Source organism: Rudaea cellulosilytica DSM 22992 (genome assembly GCF_000378125.1).
GTDB classification, from domain to species: domain Bacteria; phylum Pseudomonadota; class Gammaproteobacteria; order Xanthomonadales; family Rhodanobacteraceae; genus Rudaea; species Rudaea cellulosilytica.
The window spans coordinates 826,206-842,339 of sequence record NZ_KB899241.1; the positions used below are offsets into that span (position 1 = coordinate 826,206).

General features: G+C 57.6%; 16 protein-coding genes. 12 read left to right on the plus strand and 4 right to left on the minus strand.

All coding sequences use genetic code 11. From position 1 onward, the window contains the following. Positions 1–355: 355 nt before the first annotated feature. Complete coding sequence (locus F455_RS22820) at positions 356–559, minus strand: hypothetical protein (RefSeq protein ID WP_157578404.1); 204 nt, start codon at positions 557–559, stop codon at positions 356–358. Between the two features lie 534 nt (positions 560–1,093). On the opposite strand from F455_RS22820, the gene F455_RS0103725 reads away from it, so the two are divergent. The 6 genes from F455_RS0103725 (at position 1,094) to F455_RS0103750 (ending at position 4,701) form a co-directional block, all read left to right on the plus strand. Further along, positions 1,094–1,573 carry a hypothetical protein gene (locus F455_RS0103725; RefSeq protein ID WP_018971925.1) on the plus strand — a complete coding sequence of 160 codons (480 nt, stop codon included), beginning with the start codon at positions 1,094–1,096 and terminating at the stop codon, positions 1,571–1,573. A gap of 127 nt (positions 1,574–1,700) precedes the next feature. Further along, positions 1,701–1,967, plus strand: coding sequence for a hypothetical protein (locus tag F455_RS22825; RefSeq protein ID WP_157578405.1), 267 nt, complete (start codon positions 1,701–1,703; stop codon positions 1,965–1,967). A gap of 115 nt (positions 1,968–2,082) precedes the next feature. Then, positions 2,083–2,301, plus strand: coding sequence for a hypothetical protein (locus F455_RS0103730; RefSeq protein ID WP_026293037.1), 219 nt, complete (start codon positions 2,083–2,085; stop codon positions 2,299–2,301). 304 nt (positions 2,302–2,605) lie between these two features. Next, complete coding sequence (locus F455_RS19665) at positions 2,606–3,076, plus strand: Spy/CpxP family protein refolding chaperone (RefSeq protein WP_018971927.1); 471 nt, start codon at positions 2,606–2,608, stop codon at positions 3,074–3,076. 57 nt (positions 3,077–3,133) lie between these two features. Further along, positions 3,134–3,439, plus strand: a complete 306-nt coding sequence (locus F455_RS22830; protein WP_157578406.1) for a hypothetical protein — start codon at positions 3,134–3,136, stop codon at positions 3,437–3,439. Between the two features lie 773 nt (positions 3,440–4,212). Continuing rightward, positions 4,213–4,701, plus strand: coding sequence for an RrF2 family transcriptional regulator (locus tag F455_RS0103750; RefSeq protein WP_018971930.1), 489 nt, complete (start codon positions 4,213–4,215; stop codon positions 4,699–4,701). Positions 4,702–4,755: 54 nt separating this feature from the next. Here the strand turns inward: F455_RS0103750 and F455_RS0103755 are convergent, their stop codons facing one another. Together F455_RS0103755 and F455_RS0103760 are read right to left on the minus strand one after the other, a co-directional pair. After that, positions 4,756–5,196 (minus strand): cupin domain-containing protein, encoded by a 441-nt coding sequence (locus tag F455_RS0103755; protein WP_018971931.1) that lies wholly within the window; start codon positions 5,194–5,196, stop codon positions 4,756–4,758. Positions 5,197–5,257: 61 nt separating this feature from the next. Beyond that, a complete protein-coding gene (locus F455_RS0103760; protein WP_018971932.1) occupies positions 5,258–6,010 on the minus strand; it encodes an SDR family oxidoreductase in 753 nt (250 codons plus the stop codon). A gap of 393 nt (positions 6,011–6,403) precedes the next feature. Between F455_RS0103760 and F455_RS0103765 the strand changes: the two genes are divergently transcribed. The 6 genes from F455_RS0103765 (at position 6,404) to F455_RS0103795 (ending at position 14,341) form a co-directional block, all read left to right on the plus strand. Beyond that, on the plus strand, positions 6,404–7,273 hold the full coding sequence (locus tag F455_RS0103765) for a hypothetical protein (RefSeq protein ID WP_018971933.1): 870 nt from the start codon (positions 6,404–6,406) through the stop codon (positions 7,271–7,273). A gap of 43 nt (positions 7,274–7,316) precedes the next feature. Next, positions 7,317–8,375: a YncE family protein gene (locus F455_RS0103770; protein ID WP_033409194.1), complete on the plus strand. Its 1,059-nt coding sequence runs from the start codon at positions 7,317–7,319 to the stop codon at positions 8,373–8,375. 137 nt (positions 8,376–8,512) lie between these two features. Further along, positions 8,513–11,455 carry a TonB-dependent receptor domain-containing protein gene (locus tag F455_RS0103775; RefSeq protein WP_169337286.1) on the plus strand — a complete coding sequence of 981 codons (2,943 nt, stop codon included), beginning with the start codon at positions 8,513–8,515 and terminating at the stop codon, positions 11,453–11,455. Positions 11,456–11,591: 136 nt separating this feature from the next. Then, positions 11,592–12,254, plus strand: a complete 663-nt coding sequence (locus tag F455_RS0103780) for a response regulator (RefSeq protein ID WP_018971936.1) — start codon at positions 11,592–11,594, stop codon at positions 12,252–12,254. Beyond that, a complete protein-coding gene (locus tag F455_RS22365) occupies positions 12,251–13,576 on the plus strand; it encodes a sensor histidine kinase (RefSeq protein WP_033408904.1) in 1,326 nt (441 codons plus the stop codon). The genes F455_RS0103780 and F455_RS22365 overlap by 4 nt, the downstream gene beginning before the upstream one ends. 132 nt (positions 13,577–13,708) lie before the next feature. Next, positions 13,709–14,341, plus strand: a complete 633-nt coding sequence (locus tag F455_RS0103795; RefSeq protein WP_018971940.1) for a hypothetical protein — start codon at positions 13,709–13,711, stop codon at positions 14,339–14,341. A gap of 112 nt (positions 14,342–14,453) precedes the next feature. Here the strand turns inward: F455_RS0103795 and F455_RS21810 are convergent, their stop codons facing one another. Next, a complete protein-coding gene (locus F455_RS21810) occupies positions 14,454–15,584 on the minus strand; it encodes a GGDEF domain-containing protein (protein WP_169337287.1) in 1,131 nt (376 codons plus the stop codon). Positions 15,585–16,134 lie beyond the last annotated feature (550 nt).

The following is a 16,134-nucleotide window of genomic DNA, read 5'->3' on the forward strand; positions in this document are numbered from 1 at the left end:
GTGCGCAGGTGGACTGGAAGGTGCCACCAACGCAAGTATCATTCGCCAATAGTGATGCGCCATCTGTTCGCCAGCGCACCCAGAAGAATTAGCGTCATTTGCGCCATTCCTCGTGATGCGTTCAAGCCACGCTCTACATTACTTCTCCTCCCAGTCGACGATGCTGGTGACATGTGTCGCCGCTGACTCAGCGAGCGCAACCGTTCTTCATCGCGCTGCCCTCTCCCTACCCACGATACCGCTCGCGAATCGCGATCAGGCGTGATCGGCATCTGCCAAAAGCGGCCCTACTAACAGACGTAGGCGAACCGGGTCCGAAGACGAAGGTGCTCGCCTTCGAGGCAGACGAGTCGGATCATTTTGCTGACTCCGTCTCCGCAAGACGAACAAGAAGCGCGTCGGAAAGCTCCGTCGCTGCAGCGGTCCATTTCACCAAATCGGCCGCACGAACAAGAGATGGTGTCGTTGAGCACAATCCGGCGAGTACACGCGCTGCGATTTCCTCCCGCTTGGTGAGCGTGGATGCGAGACTCTTGCCGTTTGCAATCGGGTCACTCATTGCGTTCTCTCCATGTTGTTTAGGCCGAATAGACCGCGCGATACGTTTAGCGCGACTTCTTCACGGGCTCCGGGTGCGCGATCCGGTTTCATCATACCCCCAAGCAAGTACTCGCAAGTCGAGCAAGATCCTTTGTTGGCTGATGTGTGCCTAAAGGGTACATAAGATTCGGCAGTGAACTTTGCAGGCCGGGCTGACTGGTTTTCTCATCAGCACTCGAATAACCACTGCGGCCAACAACAATCGCTTAGTAGGTCTCTCGCATATTGCGACCCATCCTGTTGCGCATTGTGCGGTGCCGTACAGACCACGGGCAGTCGTGCGCATAGCCTTGCTCAGGAATGTCCGAAGTCCATTCATGCTGCCTACCACCGATCTGCGGCATTTCCGCAGTTCATGGCTTTTCACGGAACGTGAATCGCTTACACGAATTGGATTCGACTATCGCGTGACCAGTGCGACTGCACTGCATTTCGAGCTGAGGGCCGCCCAAATGGAGCACTCTCCCAGCGATTCTCTCTAGAAGGAATATTTATGCAAAACCAATATCAGAGTTTGATCGCGATAGCTTTCGCGATGCTTCTGCAGGCATGCAGCCAGCAAGTGGATACCGCCAAAGTTGAAGCGAACGTGACAAAGGCAGAAGCCGATGGCCAGAAAAAAATCATCGACGCCCAGGCGAAACTCGATCAAGTCGTTGCGCAGAGCAACAAAGAGCTGATCAGCATGCAGGCCGATGCAAAGAAGGATGCGGCAAACGATCCCAACGCCGCAACTCCGGCTGGCGGCGCCGACATGACCAAAGCGCGCACCAACGCCGAGATCAAGATTGCCGGCGCTCAGTACGACGTGGACACGGCCAGGGCCAAAGCCGCCGAAGAGGTCGCCGAGGCTCGCTGTGAGCTGCAGCTCGGCGATGCAAACAAGGCATGCGTGGCGAGCGCGAAGGCAAGCTATGAGTCAGCAGAAGCGACAGCGAAAGCAAAAAGGGATGCGCCGCATCCTGCGCAATAGCGCCCTTGGCGTGGAGTAAGAATGCTTCGTAAACGCACCGAGTGTCAGTGAACCCCAGGCGATTGCGTTCGCGATCGTGGTTCACGGTGCGGTGTCGAGTCCACAATCAAGACCTAAGGAGAAATCCATGCATATGTCCATTTTATTGACGCTCGGTGTTTTTGCTGCCGCAAGTTCGGGCTGCATGAGCGATGTGAAAGCCCCCAGCGGCGCAAAGACATCGACCTTTGATTGCTCGGGACCTGGCAAGGGCTGGGGAGATTGCACTGATAAAGCAGATGCGCAATGCGGAGTCCGCGGCTACACGATCGTGGCGAGAAACGGCGACGCAGAAGGGAACAACTCCAGTGGCAACACGCAGATGAAGCGTACCTTGGTGGTTTCGTGTAAGTAAGAGCCGAAATTCGCAGGCTTGATTGCCGATTCAGTCTGCAGCCATCACTGATGCAGTTAGATTGCATGCGAATGGTTTGCCGTGAAACGAATGTTTTCACTCAGGAGCACTTGAAATGAGCGCAATGAGAATGGCAGCGATAGTCCTGATAATTGCCGGCCTTCTGGGCCTTGCCTACGGCAGTTTCAGTTACACCAAGGAAACGCACGAGACCAAGATCGGTCCGATCGAGATTGCGGTCAAGGACAAGGAAATCGTGAATATTCCGATATGGGCCGGTGTCGGGGCAATCGTCATCGGCGGCCTTCTGCTGATGGTGCGCAACAAGAACTAGTCGAGGACGTTGCTGATCCGGCGCACCCGGTGGGCTCGACAGTGGAATCAGCGCAGGATCAAACGCGCTTGTTTCAATGTGCGGTATCGAACAGATCGAAACGGCACCTGTATGGTCGAATGACCGTGCAGATACCGCGTTGGCTATCCCATCAGAAAGGCTCAACCCATCGTGGGGGTTCAGTGTCAAAAGGCACAAACCCTCGCGGCTTTTGGTCGACCCGAAAACTCGAGAAATCGCGATTGCCTCATTTCTCGATGCCAGTGCATGAATCCCGGCAATCGGCACACTCTGGAGAAATCTCATGAAAGCAATTGTTTCAGTACTACTGGCTTCCGCGTTTATTGCGGCTGGCGCATACGCACAATCGCCGACCAGCGCCGCTCGCGCTACCGATTCTCCGACCGGCGCGACGAGGCCGGACGCAGGACACGATAGGGATGTTCAGCAACGCATCGCCGATTTGCACGCGAAACTTGCCATCACGCCAAGCGAGGAATCGCTTTGGAGTGCAGTGGCACAAACGATGCGAGATAACGCTGGCCAGCTCGACGCGGCAATCGACAAACGCGAAAACGCAGACACGACCGCCGTTGAAGACTTAAATGCCTACGGCAATGTAGTCCAAGCCCACGCGGACGGTATCAAAAAGCTTTCCGCGGTTTTTTCTCCGTTGTATACCTCGATGACGGATCAGCAGAAAAAGGTAGCCGACGAGGTGTTCGCTCAAGCCGGGCATCATCAGAGCAAGGGCGAACCTCGGGCAATGAAATAAAGCTTCATCAGGCGTCGTGGTGACTTTCGCCGCACGACTGTATTCCAAGGAACTGTCATGAAACGACGAATTCTTTCACTTGTTCTTGGCGCTCTAGCGCTTACCGCAGCTTCGGCCGCAAGTGCTCGGGTAGCTGTCAGTATTTCCGTCAATCCATACGGCTACGGAACATATGCCCCCCGGTTGTTTATCAGCCGGATCCGTACTACTCCGCCCCACCCGTTGTTTATTACGGCAGTGGATATTGGGGCAACGGTCGCGTCCGCCACTCGCGAGGCCATAGTAATTATGGTCACGATCGCGATCGTCGTGACGACCGTGACCGCCGCGACGAGCGTGGCCACTAACGATCGTCGCGGTTAAGCAGGTGCGGATCACCATCTTCGATAGATAGCAATCTATTCAATGATGGAATGGTCCGCATCGAGCATGGGCAATGGGCTTGTATCTAGTCGGTTACCACCAGCCGCGTGGTGGCGTTTTCTGCATTCGCGCCACGCATTGCTATCTGGATTCGAGATACAGACCAGGAAGTTCTGAGGCGTCTTGTTGGAGGGCCAAAACAGCCGGCGCGAAAGAGCTGACGCAGCAATCGAAAGAATCAGCCGACGTCAGAATCCGACGTCATCAGCATCTTTACGAATAGCGACCCATCGGGGAGCCGTGTCTCCTCGCGAACTACCACTTGCGCCTTCTTTGATAGCCAGAATCGCGTAGCGCCGTAGCCTGGATTGTCCGACGAGGTATCGACGATCCAGCGGTCAATGCTGCCGTTGTCTGGAGTATTGATTTTGTCGCTCTCGACCACGCGGTAGGAAAAACTTCGGCTCAGGCTGGCCGGGCCCGGGTTCGTAAAACGGGATGCGTACGCTATAGCCACGGCGCAGCGGCAGTGCTTGCAACAACTCCATGTCGGTCTCGAATGCATGCGGAGCTATTTCGGCCAGCTGCACAAAATCCTTGCGTGCGTTGTCGGGGAGGTCGGCGAGCCCAATAGCGATCGTGCAAGCGACATTCGATCACGGCAGAGGAAGAGGGCTCCTACGATGAATCCCCCAGCGCCGTGTTTACTACGACAAATATAGATATCATATATCCGTAATTTTTCCTGATCTCTCCACTCTCGAAACAGATCCATGGTCTTAAAGAGCCAAGTCGAGTGGGCACTGCATTGCTGCGCCATCCTCGCCGGCCTCCCAGAGGGGCGCTATCTGTCGACAAAGGCCCTCGCGGAATTGCACGGGCTTCCGAAGGAATATCTGTCCAAGGCCCTGCAGAGCTTGTCTCAGGCGGGACTTGTGCATTCGACCCTCGGTCCATCCGGCGGATACCGGCTCGCAAAGCAGCCAGAAGAACTGACCTTTCTGGATATCGTAGAGGCCGTGGAGGGCACATCGCGGACCTTCGTTTGCGCCAATATCCGCGCCAACAATCCCTGCCGCCCGAAGGGTCATTGCGACAGCAGCCCATGCGCCATCGCTCGCATCATGTGGGAGGCCGATGAAGTTTGGCGGCAAAAGCTGCGCGACGTCGCGTTATCGGATCTTGTAAAGAGGCTGTCGCGGGAAACGCCTCGAGCGCTATGGAAGGACACGTTCGAATGGGTTCTCAACCGAGCAGGTTGAGCGCATACCAATGAGAGGAAGCCGAGCTAAAGCCGACGATCAACCGATCGTTGTTCAGTTCGTCATTCCGCTATTTCCGATCGGAAAAGTCAGTTCCTTCTGTGCGGTATCGACCACGAATACAGCGAGCAACTTCGCCGACTCAGTCTTGCTGGCGTTTTCGCTGACGCCGTGGCGATCGCCCGGCAATTCCGAAAAGCTTTCATCGGCCTTATAGATTTTGACAGGACCATCATTGACCTGACTGCGGATCGCGCCTTCGAGGACGGTCGCGTAGATGAATGCGGACGCGGGATGTGTGTGGCCCTCGGAGAAGCCACCCGGAGCGTACTCGACGAGAACGCCCTTCATGCTCTTGCCCGGCACATTCGGCAGTTCATGGTTATAGACCAGCGTAACCTTTGCACCCTTGCCGCCACCGGGCGTGTCTTGCGCAAGCGCTGAGCTCGATAGGAGAGCCATCAGGGCGATGGCAAAAGCGAATGACTTGTTCATATCTACCGTCCTTTAATGACTGAGGCGCCGGGCCGCCATCAGACGACCCACGCGCACGTGGTTATTTTCTGGGCGTCGTCGCGAACCAGCGATCGAAGTCGATGCGGCCCACGCGGGGATGGTTGTTGGAGACGAGCGAATCGTCCTCCAACTTGGTCCCGAAGTACTGGGCATTCGGATCTGCGACGACGGTGCGGGGATCTCCAATTGCTTTGAGGTAGCGCGCGACGAAATCGCAGAGACGCGCGCGTTCCGGACCGGAGATTTCGATGAGGCCATTGGTCGGTGCGCCAAGAGCCGCGTCCGCCACAAAATCGGCGACGTCATCGGAGGCGATCGGCTGCAGGTATCCCGTCGACAGGTGAGTGGTTTCGCCAACCGTGCCCGCTTGGGCGATACCGCCGAGGAATTCCAAGAACTGCGTGGAACGTACGATCGTGTAGGGGATGCCAGATTCCCGAATGATTTTTTCCTGTGCGACTTTGGCTCGAAGATAGCCGCTGTCCGGCAGCCGATCTGTGCCGACGATGGAAAGCGCGACGTGATGCTTCACGCCGGCCTTCTTTTCCGCAGCCATCAGATTTCTGCCCGATGTCTGGAAAAATTCGAGCACGGCCTTGTCTTCAAAGGACGGCGAGTTCGCAAGGTCGATTACTACTTCAGTATTCTCGAGCGCTTCCGCCAAGCCCTCGCCCGTGATGGTGTTGACGCCGGTATTCGGAGCAGCGGCAACTACCTCATGCCCCTTCTTACCTAAGCGCTCAGCAGTCTTGGAACCGATCAAGCCAGTTCCGCCAATGATGACGATTTTCATCACAATCTCCCCAAATTACGGATGTCGTGCATCCTTAAGGATATATAATATCCTCAATTGAGGAAAAGTAAAGACCCTCTAGCACAGTCAAGGAACGAACGGGAAGGAACGGGAGAAGACTAAGCAATGGTCTAGTCGCTCATAGCGCCCGCTAGTGACCCGAAGCAGCCTCTTCGTCATTCAACTTGCCAACGCCTGCTCGAATCCCGACCTTGCAACGATGCAGGCGGAATCGGACCGGGGCATCGACTGCTTTAAGAATGCCTTCAGTTTCCCGTGCTAGCTTGCGGCCACTCGCATCGCCGCTATGGATTTTTCGTCATCGCGGAATACGGCGCGACCAGCACGTCCACACATATAAGGTCGGCTTGAACCGACATCGGGAGGGAAGAGATGCGCCGCATCGCGTTTGCGTTTGCAGCATGCATAGCTTGTTTCTGCGCTCAAGCCGTCGACGCGCCAAAGAAGATCTATGCACAGGAATTGATCGACCAGGTTGTGGCAACGCATCCTGAAGTCGCCGGCATCGAAGTTCACGTGACGCCACCGAAAGCTGCGGACAACATCGTGATCGCCGCCTACAACGGGCGTCTCGGCGACAAGGCTGATCCAGAAGACCTTGACGTGATCAAAACCGGAAAACCAAATGCCGGCGTCAATAGTGCAGGCGACCGTTACGAAGTCAACCTGCCGCTGTTCGACGTATCGCATCGGACCGTTGGCAGCATCGGCATCGCATTCAAGTACAAAGCGGGTGACGACAGGGCGGCGCGCGGCAAGGAGGCGACGGAGATACGTGATCGCCTGTCGCGGCGTATCTCGCACGTGGCGAACTTGATGGAAAAAAATCCGATCGATCCGGCCGTGCCGATGAGCACATTGGCGCGGAAGCTCGTCGACGAGGCGCTGGATGCGAACAAGGATGTCCTCATCATCGCGATGCACGCCGCAGCGCCGATCAAGGCGGAGTATCCGATCGTCGCCTCGAACATCGGCCGCATAGGAAAGCCCGCAGACGAGGACGACATGGGCGTGATCAAGAGCGGCAAGCCGAAGCTGGAGCTCAACGAATCGGGCGACCGGTTCGAGTCTCTGGGTGTGCTGCACGACACCGGCGGCAAGGTGATCGGCGCGGTCGGCGTGGTCTTTCCCTACAAGAAGGGCGACGACCAACAGGTGATGCACTTGCGTGCAGAAAAGATCCGCGCGGCGATGGCTGCACAGATCGCGCGCGCCGATGCACTACTTCAGCCTGTGCATTGACCACGTCGCGCTGCGATTGCGGCGTGCATCCAAGGAAACGAACATGACGACACGCAAACACTTCATTCGCACCTTGATCGCGATTCTTGTTGCCTCCCTGGCGTCGCATGCGACTGCCGCGCGGGACGTGACCGCGACCGAAGCGAATCAAGCGCCAGTGCTCGAGGCGGCCGGCAAGGTGGAACTGCCCGGTTACGAAGGCGACTTCGACCATTTCGAAGTCGATCTCAAGGGCAATCGCCTGTTCCTTGCCGCCGAAGACCACAACACGCTTGAAGTCTTCGACCTGAAATCGCTCCAGCATCTGAAGACGATCGAAGGCCTGGAAACTCCGCACGGCCTGCGGTACCTGCCCGACGTGAACAAGCTAGTCGTGACCCAGACCGGCTCCGACGGCGAGACCAAAGTCATCGATGGCACGAGCTACAAGATTGTCGGCTCGTTCAAGCACACCAAGGGCGCCGATTCGATGGCCTACGACGCGACGCGCAAGCGTCTGTACGTTGTCGCGGGCGGGCGTGACATGAAGCAAACCAGCACCTGGCTGGCCGAGATCGATCCCTACACCGGCAAGAACTACGGAGAGATCAAGTTCGACACCGACAAGATCGAGGCGATGGCGATCGAGGAGCGCGGCGACAAAATTTTTGTCAACGTCACGGGCAAGAAGGAGATAGCCGTGGTCGACAAGAACACGCGCAAGGTCATCACGACTTGGCATGTCGAGACCAAAGGTGACAACGCGCCGCTCGCGTTCGACGAGAGTACACACCGTCTGTTCGTCATCACGCGCAATCCCGGCACGCTGATCGTCCTCAATGCCGACACGGGTGCCTCGGTCGCCGAATTCAAGGCACCAGAGCGCTGTGACCAGGTGATCTTCGACAAGACGGCCAAGCACGTTTATGCGCTTGGCGGCGATGGCCACATCGGCGTGTTCTTAGAAAAGGATGCCGATCACATCGAAGCGCTGCAGACCATTACGACGGCGCCCGGGGCTAAGACGGGCATTCTCGTGCCCGAGTTGCACAAGATGTTCGTCGCGGCTTCGCCGGGCGACACCAAGGCGACCGCTGCGGTGCTGGTATACAACGTGAAATAGAAGGCAAGCCGGCGATGGTCGCTGCGAGCGGCTGCCGTGCGGGACAGCTTCAACAGGAGCCACGCGCAAAACAACGTACGTCCACAACAACCATAGCCGGGACCGAAGAGTCCCGAAATTGCCCTCGGGAGGGAGTTATGCGCAGCCGTAAATTGATTTCGTTGGGAATGATGTCGACTTTGGCGCTGAGCGTCAGCGCGGCGCTGGTTGCCGATGCCTATGCGCAGGAGAAGCAGGGCGCAGAGAAAAACGAGACGCAAAAATTGGGCGAGGTCAGTGTCACCGGCAGCGCGATCCGTTCCGCCCCCGATGAAGTCGTTGTGCCCGTGGTGACGATTGATGCGGAAAAAATCGCGCAGTCCGGCGTCAGCACCAATGCGCTCGAGTTGCTGCGCAAGCTCGTTCCCGCATTTGCCGGCCGCAGCAATTCGGGCAACAGCAACGCCAACAACAACAACCAGAACACCGCCGGTGGCTCGCAGGTGCAGTTGCGCAATCTGCCAACCCTGGTCCTCATCAACGGGCGCCGTGCTGCCAACAGCGGCATCGGGGGCCTCAATGGCAAGAACTTCGTCGACATTGGCCAGATTCCGGCGCAGGCAGTCGACCGAATAGAAGTTCTCGCCGATGGCGCGTCTTCTCTGTACGGCTCCGACGCGATCGGCGGCGTGGTCAACTTCATTCTCAAGTCCGACTACGAAGGCGTAACCGCCGGTTCACGCTGGGGTGATGCGGATGGCAATTACAGTGAGCGCTCGGCATGGATCACCGGCGGCGGCACCCTCGCAGGCGTGAAAATCGTGGCGACATTGAGCGCCAATCTTTCCGACCCGCTCTATCAGAACACGCGTTCGTTCACGAGTCCGCTTTACGGCAAGACCTCGTCGATTCCCGGCGCGGTCGGCGGCGCGAGCTATCTTCTCAACCCAAGCTTGTATTCGCCACGCCAGAACAATCCTGTCGGCGCGAACGCGACGGCGAATTCGATAACGGATCTGGTCAACAACGGCACGTATCTGAAGACCACACCGGCCGCAATCGCCGCTGGCTTCGATATTTCTCCGTATCAAACCTTGCTATTGCGTCAAAACAACGTGGCGTTTGTAGCGAATCTTTCAAAGACACTAATCGAAGACAAACTCGAGGCATTCGGCGACGTGGAAGCATCGCATGGACGCAGCTTCACGCGCTGGGCACCGGTCGCGGCAACCGGAATCGCGGTACCCGCAGGGGCACCCTACAATCCGTTGAAGACGGTATTCAGCGGCGTCGCCTTCAGTTATCTTCCCGATACGCACAACTTCTACAACGACGTGACCGCCTACCGCGCGACCGCCGGACTGCGCGGCCATTTCACCGACGATTGGTCGTGGGAGGCGGCAGCGGTCTACAGCCGCAGCGATCTCGATCAGACGCAAGCGAATCTGATCTACAAACCGAACCTCGCCAAGGCTATCGCCGGCGGCTACGACGCGAACGGCAATCCGGTCGCGGGCGGTGCCTACAGCAAGGTTTACGGCGGCTATTCCTTGAATGGCCCGCTCGTGCTGCAGCCCGCGCTTGATCCGTTCGCTCTAGCTGCCGGTGTAGATCCGGCTTCGCTCTCCAATCTCATCGGAAACGAATTGATCGGTGCAAGCAGCCAGCTGGCCTCGTTCGACGTTAGTGCCAATGGCAAGCTGTTTCATCTGCCAGCTGATGAGGTGGAGATCGCGACAGGTGTCAGCGGGCGCCGTGAAAGTCTGTCCGGTCATGCCGATGCGAACGGTCGCGTGACCGATCCGGCTACCGGAAGCACGACAGGAAACGACCAGCAATGGCTCGGAGGCACCTACGCCGATCCGTTCTCGAAGAGCCGCGACATCTACGGTGCCTTTGTCGAATTGCGCGTGCCGATCACCGGCAAGGAATGGAATTTCCCTGGAGCGCAGGCACTCGATCTCACGCTCGCCGGTCGCGAGGAAAAGTATAGCGATGCGGGTTCTTCCTTCGTGCCGAAGGTCGGCATACGTTGGGAACCGTTCGACAAACAGTTCATTGCGCGTGCCAATTACTCGAAATCCTTCAGCGCTCCGTCGCTGTACGCGGAGTACGGTCCCACTGACACGCGTCAGGTTGGAGCCGGCGTAATCCAGGGCGTATTCGGCAACAACTACACCGCGATGCCGTTCAACGGCGAGGACGGCAACAACCCGAACCTCAAGCCGGCGAAATCGACCTCGAAGCTGGTTGGCTTCACTCTGCGGCCCGACGCGGTGCCTGGACTATCGCTTGCGGTCGACTATTCCAACATCACGTTGAAGGGATTCGCGGGCGGCATCGGCTTCAACACCATCCTGACGAGCATTAACTCGCTGGGCTCGGCCTCGCCATATTTCGCCAATCTCGCCGTCGACGCATTCCCCGGCCAATCAGGCGCCGCGCAACCGTTCACTCACCCCGGCGATCTACTCGCGTTTCTCACCAGTTCGGCGACTGGCAAAGGCGACCCGAACCAAGCGAATCGGCTGTACCTAATCGATCAGTTCCGCAATCTCGCTTCGTTGACCGAGCACTCGTTCACGATCTCGGGAGACTACCTGATACCGACCGAACGCTTCGGCACGTTCCGCTTGTCCACAGCAGGTGCCATATTCAACAAATTCAATTTCCAGCCGTTGCCCGGTGGTGCGTACATCGAGTATGCGGGCCACACCAACAACGCCGGCGCGAGCGGCGGATTCGGCGGCACCTTGCCGAAGTATCGCTTCTACTCGACACTCAACTGGACCGACGGAAATTGGGATCTGACGCTCGGCAACACGTACGCCTCCGCGGCGAGCGATACCGGCGTGAACGGCACTTCGACACCTGAAATCCACGTAAGTGGCTATATGTCGTGGGACGTTCGTGTCGGCTATGACATCCATCCCGCCAACGACAAACAAATCAAGGACGTCAAAGTCGCGGTCGGCGTCAACAACATCGCAAACCGCATGCCGCCGCTCGCCCCGCGTGCCTTCGTCGACAACAATGCCGATGTGTCGACGTATTCACCGCTCGGACGGTTGACCTACGCCTCGGTCGAACTGCAATTTTGAGTTCGACAACGCAACCCCGCGAGCGAATCGCGGGAAGCGGTCCGGGATCGTAACGATAAGAGGCCAAAGTTCATGGGCTGGCCGATATTCGGTGGCATGATAGCGTTGTTACGTGGGCATTGGACCGGGTGACGCCATGAAGCTGCTCTTGACCGAAGACGACGAAATGATCGGATCAGGTTTGCGCAAGGGTCTGCGCCAAGAATCGATGGCCGTCGACTGGGTGCGCGACGGTCGTTTGTCGCTGCGAGCGCTCGTCGATGGCGACTACGATCTTTGGTTGCTCGATTTGGGCCTGCCCGATTGCGATGGCATAGACCTCCTCAGGCAATCACGCGAACGCAACGTCGCAACGCCGGCTTTGATACTCACGGCACGGGACTCCGTTACGGACCGAATCAAAGGACTAAATAGTGGTGCAGACGACTATCTGCCCAAACCATTCGACTTGAACGAATTGGTGGCGCGTTTGCGCGCCCTGCACCGCCGCTCGATGGGCATTTCGGACGCATCCTTGCGCTATGGCGAACTGGTTCTGATTCCTGCAACGCATGAGGCAACCTGGGCGGGCCGGCCGCTGCTTCTTTCCCATCGGGAATTTGCCGTGCTCGAGGCGTTGCTTGAACGCCCGGGCGTCGTGCTTTCAAGACAACGGTTAGAAGAAAAGCTCTACGGCTGGGGCGAGGAAGTTCAGAGCAATACGATTGAAGTGCATATTCATTCCTTGCGTCGAAAGCTTGGCGTCGGCTTCATCCGCAACGTACGTGGCGTCGGCTACGTGCTGCAGGCCCAGACATGACCTCCATTCGAGGAGCGCTGCTCTGCTGGCTCAACGGAGGTCTGTTGTTGTGTTGTCTTGCCGCGGCCGCAGCGGTGTACTCACTCGTCGAAAACGAGGTGGGCGAACTCAACGACTACCAGTTGCGACTGGTGGCAGAGTCGATTTCGAGCAATCCGCTCGAAGCAGTCAGGAACGACGCCTCGAAACGCACCGATTTCGATATCGACGACGATGACCAGTTCATCATCCAGACTTGGGATCCCGATGGGACTCAAACCTACTCCTCGGTTCCCGCACTCGGTCTGCAACTGGATCGGCAAAATGGCTATAAAACCGTAGCGACAGCATCAGGGCCTTGGCGTATCTATTGCGCGCTCATGCGTGGACGATATATACAAGTTGGACTGCAGCTCAGAGCCCGTAACCAACTTGCAGTGCGTATCGCGCTGCGCGCGATCGTTCCGCTTCTACTTCTGTTTCCATTGGTCAGCGCGCTGGTCTGGATCGTAGTCAACAGAGGACTACGCCCACTGACGCGGGTGATGAGATCTCTCAAAGAGCGGTCGGCGACAGCGCTTCAACCGCTGCCAACGGAGGGCTTGAAGGCAGAGATCTTGCCACTCGTTTTGGCCCTCAACGATTTGCTTGAACGGCTTTCCCGCGCGATTACCGTGCAGCGTAATTTCGTTGCCGACGCTGCGCATCAGTTGCGCACCCCTCTTGCCGCCGTGCGTTTACAAATGCAGTTGGCTCAGCGTGCGCAATCTTCCGACGAACGGATTTCTGCTTTCGATGATCTTGCCAATGGTGTCAACCGCGCCGCGCACCTTGTGGAGCAGCTTCTGACCTTGGCAAAACATGAACCCGACGGCATTCAATATCGGATGCTCCCTCTCGATCTGGCTGGCGTTGTGACTCTCGTTGTCAATGAATGCTCTCTTCTCGGACGCGAAAAAACGATCGATCTGCAGGTGCGCGCCGAAGAGCCCGTCGGGATCGTGGGTGATCTCGAAGCGCTGCGCGTCATGTTGCAGAACCTCATCGAGAATGCCATTCGCTACACTCCGTCTTTCGGGCGTGTAGAAGTGCGCGTCGACGGCGGCGATCGGCAAGCTCGCATCGAAATCTCCGATACGGGCCCCGGCATTCCGGAGGTCGAGCGCGAGCGCGTTTTCGACAGGTTCTTCCGCCGTCAAGGGACGCAGCAAACCGGAAGCGGCCTGGGTCTCGCGATCGTTCGAAACATCGCTTTGCGGCATCGTGCTGTCGTCCGTCTGCTGACGGCATCGAGCGGCAACGGCTTGCTCGTCAGAGTCGAGTTTCCGAAGCAAGCGGCATGAGCCGGTATTCTTCGTTCACGAATTATTCGCCGCGATCAACGAAAGTGCGGCCCTAGCCCGGTAAAGGGCCAGCGCGCGCAGGCTTCCTGCAGATGTCCTCCGCCGTCGCTCACCAAGCCTAGCGCCCTAAATATGCCTCTGCAAAATCGCGTCACGCCGTTCGGCGATATCGTTGCCATCAACCAACGCGGCTTGTTCACTGGTAACCGCGGCATCATCCATGATGTCGCGAGCAAGACGTTGTTGAACCGTCGTTGGTCAAGCAAGGCATGGATCACTTGCGCCCTCAGTTACAAGGGACATTGGCGCGATGTCATGGCGCAGCGCAGTTGGACGGAGTTGTTCTTTCTTGACGAGGCCGTGGCGCTCTCCGCAGGCCATCGTCCCTGTTTCGCATGTCGCCGCGCATCGGCCGAGGCGTTTCGTGCCGCATGGGCCAAAGCACACGGGTTGAATGTGCCGCCATCCGCACCGGCAATGGATGCGATTTTGCACAGCGAGCGGCTCAACCATCGCCTCAAGCGCATCCATTCACTCACCGTGCCGCTTGCCGATCTCCCTGACGGCGCGGCCGTTGTGCACGACGACGCAGCCTTCGTAATCGTCAAAGGGCGCGCCTATCGCTGGAGCGAAGGTGGTTATGATTTCGCGCCGCACCTCTCGCATGCCGACGGTCTGCTTACACCACCGTCGACTTTGCGTGCAATGTGTGCCGGCTATCGGCCTCTCTTGCATCCGACAGTAGAGCGATATCGACTTGACTGAGCTATTAGCCGCCGGGGGTGCAGGAAGACTGCTCAGCGGTTAGGGGACTCCCCACGCATCCGTGCGGCCCACGGTGCAGCTAGTCCGTGAGCTGTTTACAACGATGCATTGATCAAACGCTCCAGATCGCCTCTTCAACACGATTGCGTCCATGGCTCTTCGCGCTGTACAAGGCGGTGTCTGCGGCTTCAAACAATGTCCTTTCGTCATTGTTGATAGGCACGACGGCTGCAACCCCAATGCTGACCGTAACAACTCCGTGAGGATTGTTCTCATGTGGAAGCGACATTGTGCGGACCCCTAGGCAAATTTTCTCGGCGACAACGAAAGCATCGGATACATCAGCACCGGGAATCAGGACGGCAAATTCTTCCCCGCCTAGGCGAACACATAAATTGCCACGTTGCTGAACAGTTGCACGAATGACCCCGGCGATAGCGATGAGGCATTGGTCGCCGGCCGCATGTCCATAGGTATCGTTGTATGCTTTGAACAGATCAACGTCGATCAGCAGAAGCGAGATCGATTGACGCTCGTGCGCCGCGCGCCGCCACTCGGTCTTCCGGAACACTTCGAACTGACGTCGATTGGGCAGTCCTGTGAGCGAATCGAGCAACGCTTCGTTTCGATGGTGCTGGGCGACGTCGAGAAGCACCGCAAGAAATATGGCCAATGAAAAAGCGATGCTCACGACGTTGCCGACATCTCGCGCCATCATCACGATGTCCGTCGAGATCGGACCGCCTCCTGACAATCGTGCCGCATGGATCAGGGGTATCGCTACCGCGATTATCGATAGCGTCATCGCCACAACAACGCCGAACAACAGTTTGTCGACCTTTTGCTTCAGGTGTCGCCGCATTGTGGCCAGGGCGATTCCGGTAAGCGCAAGGCGCATCATGAGCCTGATCAGGAGTTCGACCCATTTCAAGTGAGGAAAAAGGACAAGCCAGGCGGTAACCGAGGTGACACTGATATAAAGCGCGAGGCGCGTGCGAAGCGCGAACTTGGCTTCGCCGATGCGATCCTGCAATCCGTGCATCTGCAGGAAAATCGACGTGAGGAAAAGCGCTTGCGGCAATATTTCCGGCCTCAATGAGGCGGAACGAAAGTCAGGGAGCAGCAACAAATCGCACGCTGCCCAGCACAAGTATCCCCATCCCCAAAAAAGCGCCGGTCGGACGTTCCACCATCGCCAGATAATCAGGAATGCGACGCCCAACAAGGTGAGCGTCAGAGTCACCATGACTACCAACGAGCACCTCCAATCAGATTCAATCTGCCGCCCGTGCCGGCGGGCGAAGCGAGGCGCTTGCTCTCGCTAAGATCAATCCGAATAGGGCATCGCACAGACCCCCCGTCCGTCTACGTAGTTAATGGCGATGAGCGGATCATGCGATCGTTGCCTCGAACCGCGATATTTTCAATCTGCATGATTATACGTGAACTGCATCACACTCCAAGCTTTCTGCGCAGTCTCAGACCGTGAGCTGGCCGGTCGTACTCTTGGCGCATGATCACGCTGGACGACGCACGCACGCCGCAAACCGGAACGACCACTTGGGTTGGGTCGTGCAGGCGAACTGGAGTCGGCTTGAACTATTTCGTTAGAAGACGCTGCTCGATAGCAGCCACTCGCCAATGGCGTCTTCGGGTCGATGCCAGCCCTTCCCTACCCGCGATAAGCCTCGCTAATCGTGCAAGACTTTACCTACGGCTCCCCAAAGGCTCTGCTTCTGGGTGAGTCGAGATACGAGACAGTTGCTGAAACGTCCGCCGATTGCAGATCGAGA

Excerpts from the sequence above, each read along its gene's own strand:
- F455_RS22820 (WP_157578404.1), bottom strand. The coding sequence starts at position 559 with ATGAGTGACCCGATTGCAAACGGCAAGAGTCTCGCATCCACGCTCACC.
- F455_RS0103725 (WP_018971925.1), top strand. The coding sequence starts at position 1,094 with ATGCAAAACCAATATCAGAGTTTGATCGCGATAGCTTTCGCGATGCTT.
- F455_RS22825 (WP_157578405.1), top strand. The coding sequence starts at position 1,701 with ATGCATATGTCCATTTTATTGACGCTCGGTGTTTTTGCTGCCGCAAGT.
- F455_RS0103730 (WP_026293037.1), top strand. The coding sequence starts at position 2,083 with ATGAGCGCAATGAGAATGGCAGCGATAGTCCTGATAATTGCCGGCCTT.
- F455_RS19665 (WP_018971927.1), top strand. The coding sequence starts at position 2,606 with ATGAAAGCAATTGTTTCAGTACTACTGGCTTCCGCGTTTATTGCGGCT.
- F455_RS22830 (WP_157578406.1), top strand. The coding sequence starts at position 3,134 with ATGAAACGACGAATTCTTTCACTTGTTCTTGGCGCTCTAGCGCTTACC.
- F455_RS0103750 (WP_018971930.1), top strand. The coding sequence starts at position 4,213 with ATGGTCTTAAAGAGCCAAGTCGAGTGGGCACTGCATTGCTGCGCCATC.
- F455_RS0103755 (WP_018971931.1), bottom strand. The coding sequence starts at position 5,196 with ATGAACAAGTCATTCGCTTTTGCCATCGCCCTGATGGCTCTCCTATCG.
- F455_RS0103760 (WP_018971932.1), bottom strand. The coding sequence starts at position 6,010 with ATGAAAATCGTCATCATTGGCGGAACTGGCTTGATCGGTTCCAAGACT.
- F455_RS0103765 (WP_018971933.1), top strand. The coding sequence starts at position 6,404 with ATGCGCCGCATCGCGTTTGCGTTTGCAGCATGCATAGCTTGTTTCTGC.
- F455_RS0103770 (WP_033409194.1), top strand. The coding sequence starts at position 7,317 with ATGACGACACGCAAACACTTCATTCGCACCTTGATCGCGATTCTTGTT.
- F455_RS0103775 (WP_169337286.1), top strand. The coding sequence starts at position 8,513 with ATGCGCAGCCGTAAATTGATTTCGTTGGGAATGATGTCGACTTTGGCG.
- F455_RS0103780 (WP_018971936.1), top strand. The coding sequence starts at position 11,592 with ATGAAGCTGCTCTTGACCGAAGACGACGAAATGATCGGATCAGGTTTG.
- F455_RS22365 (WP_033408904.1), top strand. The coding sequence starts at position 12,251 with ATGACCTCCATTCGAGGAGCGCTGCTCTGCTGGCTCAACGGAGGTCTG.
- F455_RS0103795 (WP_018971940.1), top strand. The coding sequence starts at position 13,709 with ATGCCTCTGCAAAATCGCGTCACGCCGTTCGGCGATATCGTTGCCATC.